We start from the raw sequence: 6,076 nt of genomic DNA, 5'->3' as shown, positions 1-6,076 counted from the left end.
CGCCGCAGTTCACGGCACGAACACTGACGGATTTCGTCTATGAAAGACGGCTTTGACCTACTCTCGGCTATTGATGATTCGCAGTGGCTCGAGTTGATACTCCACAATCCGAATCAGCCTATCCCGGAAGGGGCGTTTATCCCCAAGCTACCCCCCGACTCGGTGCAGCTCGCCTTCAACGGCTCAGCGGGCGTATCCAACCTCCGGAGCGGCTTTGCAATTTATCAGCAGATAAAGGCTGCAATCAATGCGTGGGGATCGCGGTTTACGCCGGAATCGCACGTACTCGATTTCGGATGCGGTTGGGGGAGAGTCATTCGTTTTTTCGCGAAAGACGTTCGCGCGGAAAACCTGTTCGGCGTGGACATCGCGCCGATGGGTATTGAAACGTGCAACAGCACGCTCCGCGGAAACTTCAGATTAATTTCCAGGTCTCCTCCACTTGATTTCCCGGATGGCAGTCTTGATGTCATCTACGCATGGTCCGTCTTTTCACATCTGCCCGAGGCCTTACACATTGACTGGCTGAACGAGTTTTCCAGGCTTGTGCGCCCCGGCGGATTGTTGATCGTATCCACGTTGCCGCGGTCATTCATTCACGAAAGCAAACGGTTAAAGGCGGAGGGGATGTTCAACCATCCTTGGCAGAGAGCCGCTGCTGAATCGTTCGATGATTTCGACGTTGCCTTGGCCGCCTATGACCAAGGACATTTTGTTTTTTCGCCGAAGCCACAGGAGGAATATGGAATGGCCCTCATCCCGCAAGCTTATGTCCAGAAACACTGGAAGCAGTATTTCGACCTCTGCGAATTCATCGCTCACCCGCCGGGACTGGCACAGTCGCTCATCGTTTCGCGAAAATTGAAGTGATAGAATGGCTCCCGCACCGCTTCAGAGGAATCGATATGCTGCTTCGGTTCGGTCATCGGCAGCGTGTGTGACGGCCCCTCATTCACGAATCTCCGGCAGGCTGGCCGAGATCGCGCAGCACCCGCTGAATCCTTGGGCGATTCGCCGCAATCGAGAAGCGCTCGCTGACGGCCAGCAAGCCGGCCCGGGAGGTTCGCTCCCACAGCTCGGCATCTTCGTGCAAACTTGCGATCGCCATTGCGAACTCGTCGGGGTCGGCGGCAAGTCGAATGCCCTGACCGTCTTCCAGTTCCAACCCCTCGGCGGCAACGGGCGTGACAACGCAGGGTACCCCGTAACCCAGGCTCGTCACGACCTTGCCCTTGAGTCCGGCGCCATAGCGCAGTGGCGCGATCGACAGCCGCGCGCGTTCGAACAACCCATCGAGCTCTTCGACATATCCAAGCACGCTGACCCCAGCTCCTTCCAAGGCCAGAACCTCGGGGGTCGGGTAGCTGCCGACAATCGATAGCCTGACGTCGGGCAACCGCTCACGCACCCTGGGCCAGATGCGCTCGCAGAACCAGGTGATGGCATCCGTGTTTGGCGGGTGGCGGAAACCTCCGATGAAGAGAATGCCCTCACGCTCATCGTACGCCGCGCCGCGACCCGGGATGTCGCGCAAGAGCGGAATGACGTGAAGCCGGGCTTCCGGCACCTCGCGGGCCAGCAGTTCGCGCTCGACCGGGCTGATCACGATCGTGCTGTCGGCCTGGCGGACTACCTGCAGCTCCGTTCGCTTGATGTGCTCTGACTTGTTCTCCGCGGCCGAGCCGTCCTGCGCCAATGCGCGACGCTGCTCCCGCAGGAAATGCAGGTCGACCGTATTGAAGATGACCTTCGCCCGCGGGCAGTACCTGCGGACGACTCTGATATAGCGCGCGGCTTGATCGACGCGCATCAGCATGACCACGTCGAAGTCGCGGCCCCGGGCACGCAGGAACCGCTCGACCGAAGGCTCGAAAGGGTCGTAAAGGCATTCGACCCCAAGGTTCTGGAGATCACTCGTATAGCGGCCATAGTGCAACATGTCGGTCGCTGGGATGAAGGTCACCCGATATTTGAGTGAATCGAGAAGGCGCAGATAGTTGACAAGATCGATCGACCCTGAGTCCTGATCGGGTGTCGGGGTACGAGCATCAATGACGAGCATGCGGGCGCTGGCGCGGCGATCGGCGCAGAGGCGAACGATCCCTGCGCCCCGGGGGGGATACCTGACCAGCGCGTCTTGCCATTTGGACCGAAACAGCTCGCGGTTGCGCTCCTGGTAAGCCTTCACGCCGCTTTGGGTGTCGATCCCGGCAGTCACGCCCTCGTAATGGACGATCTGGGATAACGGCTGGTAGATGACTCTGTAGCCGCGAGCGCGGACCGCGAAACAGAGATCTGTATCCTCATAATAGGCGGGAGCGAAGCCCGCATCGAACCCGCCGACGGAGTCGAAGAGCGCGCGCGGGATCAGAATCGCGGCGCCGGAGCAATAGTCAGCGTCACGAAGAAAATTGAACTCAGGTGCTCGCGGATCCTGGTGTTTACCGTAGTTCCAGGCACTTCCGTCCCGCCAGACGATCCCACCCGCTTCCTGCAGGCGCCCGTCGGGAAAGATCAATTTGCTGCCGACGATCCCTGCCTCTGGCATCCGAGCAAAGACGTCGAGCAGCATATCCAGCCATCCGCTGAGCACCTGGGTGTCGTTGTTGAGGAAGAACAGATACTGTCCGCGCGCTACCGCGGCCCCGCGATTGCAGGATCCCACGAAGCCAAGGTTCTCGGGATTGCGCAGATACCGGATGTCTCCGCGCGTCGCCAAGGTCGTCTCGGTATCGTCGTGTGAGGCGTCGTCGACGACGACAACTTCGATGGGGACATCCGGCGGATGCTGGGCGATGGCATCCAGGCATGCCAGGGTGAAATTTAACTGGTTGAACACCGGGATGATCACGGACACGACGGGCTCAGCCGGCACCCCACCTGGGATAGCCAAATTTCTCACAAGTGGCTGTGCAGGGTATGTGGCCCTGCCGAGGGGATGTGTTCCGGGACTGAAGTGCAGCCATTGCCGTTGCTCCAGCCAGTTGTTGTAGGGTGCCGTATCGCGAAGCCATGGCCCGAGCAGCTGGAACACCAGACTCTTGAGCTGAAATCTGAGAGGCCCCTTCAGAGGAAGTCGATTCCAGATGACTTGCAAGACGCGGAGCGGTGCGAAAGTGCGGGACTCCATCCGTGCTCTCTATTGGCAGAGGTTGATGCAAAAGCGATTAGCGTGCTGCCTGTCCGGCGCCGTCTATCGACAGCCAAGGCGGCGAAACGATACTGGGGTTAGGCGAAACAGCCGCAGAAACCAGTGGCCCCAGTTCCCGATGGCTCGGCCGGCCCACTCCGCTTGTTGACCAACTCACGACAGAGGCCTTCGGCTCTTTCACTTTAACAGCAGCGGGCTCACTCGGTCCAACTTCAACCGCCAATCACTCGGGCACGAGCGAAGCAACGACGCGAGATATGGTCAAATGGACAGGGCGTCGTATGGCGTTCGCCCCGCGAAGGGCCACCCATCCCTTCAGGAACCGGGTGCCTGATAACATGTCAGCGGAGACATACTTTTGAAATGACCGCAATAAAACGGCTCAGGGCGCTGCTCAATCGCCTCACGCGTCTCATCCGCAGGATGATCGGCCGCCGTCCAACGGAGCCGAGGTTTGACGAATTCTCGAGCTACGACGCCTATCTTGATCATGTCGAGCGGTATCGAACGATTTGGATCGAGCGCGAGCGCATCACGCACGACTGGTCACAGCTTGGGGACAGCTTTCACATCTCGGGTTACTGCGACCCCTGCGAGCGCCGCGTCGATTTCCTGGTGGATCTTCTCTATGCGCCGAGCCTTTCAGAGCGACGAGAGCCCAATTGGAGAGAACGGGTCGTGTGTCCATGCGGACTGAACAACCGAGTACGCGCAGCGGTTCACGTGTTTCGACGTTTCTGCCGGCCAACAAGAAGCGATCCGATCTATATTACTGAGCAGGTGACGCCACTGTACCGTTGGCTAACAGAGGAGTATGAAAGCGTCGTCGGCAGCGAATATCAAGGCGATACTGTCCCCTTCGGGTCGACGCGGCAGGATGGAATAAGGAACGAGAGCATCACCCACCTGTCATTTGCCGACGCCGCGTTCGCACACGCACTTTCCTTCGACGTCATCGAGCATGTTCCGGATTACGAGATGGCGCTCCGCGAGCTCAGTCGCGTCTTGCGACCAGGCGGCACTCTGCTGTTCTCGGTGCCCTTCCTGGCCAACGCGCAGCACACCCTGACCCGGGCCCGCATCACTTGCGAGGGAGAGATCGAGCACCTCCTGCCGCCGGAGTATCACGGTGACCCGATGGCAGAGGAAGGATGCCTCTGTTTTTACCACTTCGGTTGGGATCTCCTGGAATCCGCTCGGCGGGCCGGCTTCTCCGATGTGCGGGCGATTGCCGTGTGGTCCCGGGAATTCGGCTATCTAGGCGGGGAGCAGCTACTCTTTCTCGCGCGGAGATAGCGGGGCCAACGCAAGGTCAGCCTGCCTGCAAACACCCGCTCGATCGCCGCGGAGACTGAATCCGAGTGCAGCCTCTAATGCATCCTCTCGAACCTTTCCACACACAACCTGTCATCTGGCCTCAGACCACCATGGCCTCAACGGCCTCGCACAAAAAATGACCGAGAACCAGATGCAGCTCCTGGATCCTCGGGGTCTCTCGTGATGGGACCGAGAGGACGATGTCGGTGGACGCTGGGAGATCACCGCGCGTCGCACCGGTCAGAAGGACGCTAAGAACGCCTTGCCGGGCTGCCTGCTCCAGGACACGGATGATGTTGGGCGACCGGCCGCTGGTTGACAGTGCCCAGAGGACGTCGCCGGGGCGCGCGAGGGCGGCGAGCGGTCGGGCAAATATCTCGGCGAAGGAGAAGTCGTTGGCGACGGCGGTGAGGGCGCTGGTGTCGAAACCGAGCGCGATGGCAGGAATAGGGCGACGCGTCTTGTCCAGGAAGGGTCCGATCAGCTCGCCGCTCAGGTGAGTCGCCTCGCCGGCGCTGCCCCCGTTGCCGCAGATGAAGAGCGTGCCGCCCGCCCAGATGGCTTCCGCGGTTCGCACCGCCGCACCGACGGTCGCGGCAAGCAGCTCGGCGTCGCCCTGGACCGCCTCCATGAGTGACGCCGTCGCGCTGAGGCGACGGGTGAGCATGGCGGAAAGGTCGTCGTGCGAAAGTCTCGCAGCCACTCTGGTTCGGCGCCCCGTCGGCTCGGTGAATCTAGCTAAGACGATCTGGCTCGCGTTCCGCGACCTGCCGCCATCTACCGGTCACCCCGGCGTACCCGCGGCGAGGAGGCGACGCACTGTGACATTCGGCTGGTCTTGAGGATTGACCCATCCCGCAGCCGGGGTAAAGCCCAGCGAAATCCAGGTTCCAAGCGCCACCCATTGTATCCGTTTCGATCTCTGGGAGCCTGTCGCACTTGAGCGCTCGTCGCGCGCCGAGTGGGAGAGCGAGGGCAGGTTCGACCGATTTTGAGGCGCATCGGGGGTCGATGTAACGAGAAATCGGGCGGATCTGGGCCGATCTCCCGCGGGTCTTCGTGTCCCTTGCAGTGCTCCTCCTTCACCAGCGAATAACGTTCCTTCGCATCCGGTTCGGTCGAGGTGAGCCCGAGCCGACGCTTGAGACGCAGGATATCGTACGGCGCCAAGGTGACATCGGCCTGTCTGCAACAGGCATTGAAGCAGGAGATGCCTTTGTGGCAGCGGAATTGGATCTTTGTCTCCGCCTGCATCGCCTCGGGCATGACGGCGCTGTGGAACGGGATATCGGGCTTGTTCTGGCCCATCGTATTCTCGCCTCGTCTTCCGAGCAGCCTGAGAGTGCGGAGTGGAGCAGGCGGACCCCTTTGGCCATCTCCTGATTCGATCATCGCCGACTCTCACTCGATACGGCAGCGCCTCGGCGGCTCCGACGATCCCTGTGGTGGATGCGACGCTGGGAAAGAGGCAGTTTGGCGAAGGGCCGTCACACGCGCCCTACCGACCTGAGATGGGCCGGCAGGATGCTGGCTCTAACCATACCACAGCAACTTCACGAGGGCGGCGGTCAAGGCTTCGTTTGAGGGCAACACGATGATGTCCTGCCC

General features: G+C 60.8%; 4 protein-coding genes. 2 read left to right on the top strand and 2 right to left on the bottom strand.

From position 1 onward, the window contains the following. Positions 1-39: 39 nt before the first annotated feature. Positions 40-870, top strand: coding sequence for a class I SAM-dependent methyltransferase (locus LJE61_RS14610; RefSeq protein ID WP_296918785.1), 831 nt, complete (start codon positions 40-42; stop codon positions 868-870). An 82-nt stretch (positions 871-952) separates the two neighbouring features. On the opposite strand, the gene LJE61_RS14605 is transcribed toward LJE61_RS14610, so the two are convergent. Further along, positions 953-2,857, bottom strand: coding sequence for a glycosyltransferase (locus LJE61_RS14605; RefSeq protein WP_296918783.1), 1,905 nt, complete (start codon positions 2,855-2,857; stop codon positions 953-955). 657 nt (positions 2,858-3,514) lie between these two features. Here LJE61_RS14605 and LJE61_RS14600 point away from each other — a divergent pair. Further along, on the top strand, positions 3,515-4,447 hold the full coding sequence (locus LJE61_RS14600; protein ID WP_296918781.1) for a class I SAM-dependent methyltransferase: 933 nt from the start codon (positions 3,515-3,517) through the stop codon (positions 4,445-4,447). Between the two features lie 121 nt (positions 4,448-4,568). Here LJE61_RS14600 and LJE61_RS14595 read toward each other — a convergent pair whose 3' ends face one another. Next, positions 4,569-5,135: a D-sedoheptulose-7-phosphate isomerase gene (locus tag LJE61_RS14595; RefSeq protein ID WP_296918780.1), complete on the bottom strand. Its 567-nt coding sequence runs from the start codon at positions 5,133-5,135 to the stop codon at positions 4,569-4,571. Positions 5,136-6,076: the final 941 nt, after the last annotated feature.

This window comes from Thiocapsa sp. (genome assembly GCF_022340925.1).
Lineage (GTDB): Bacteria > Pseudomonadota > Gammaproteobacteria > Chromatiales > Chromatiaceae > Thiocapsa.
This window is presented reverse-complemented; position numbering and strand designations above follow the sequence as displayed.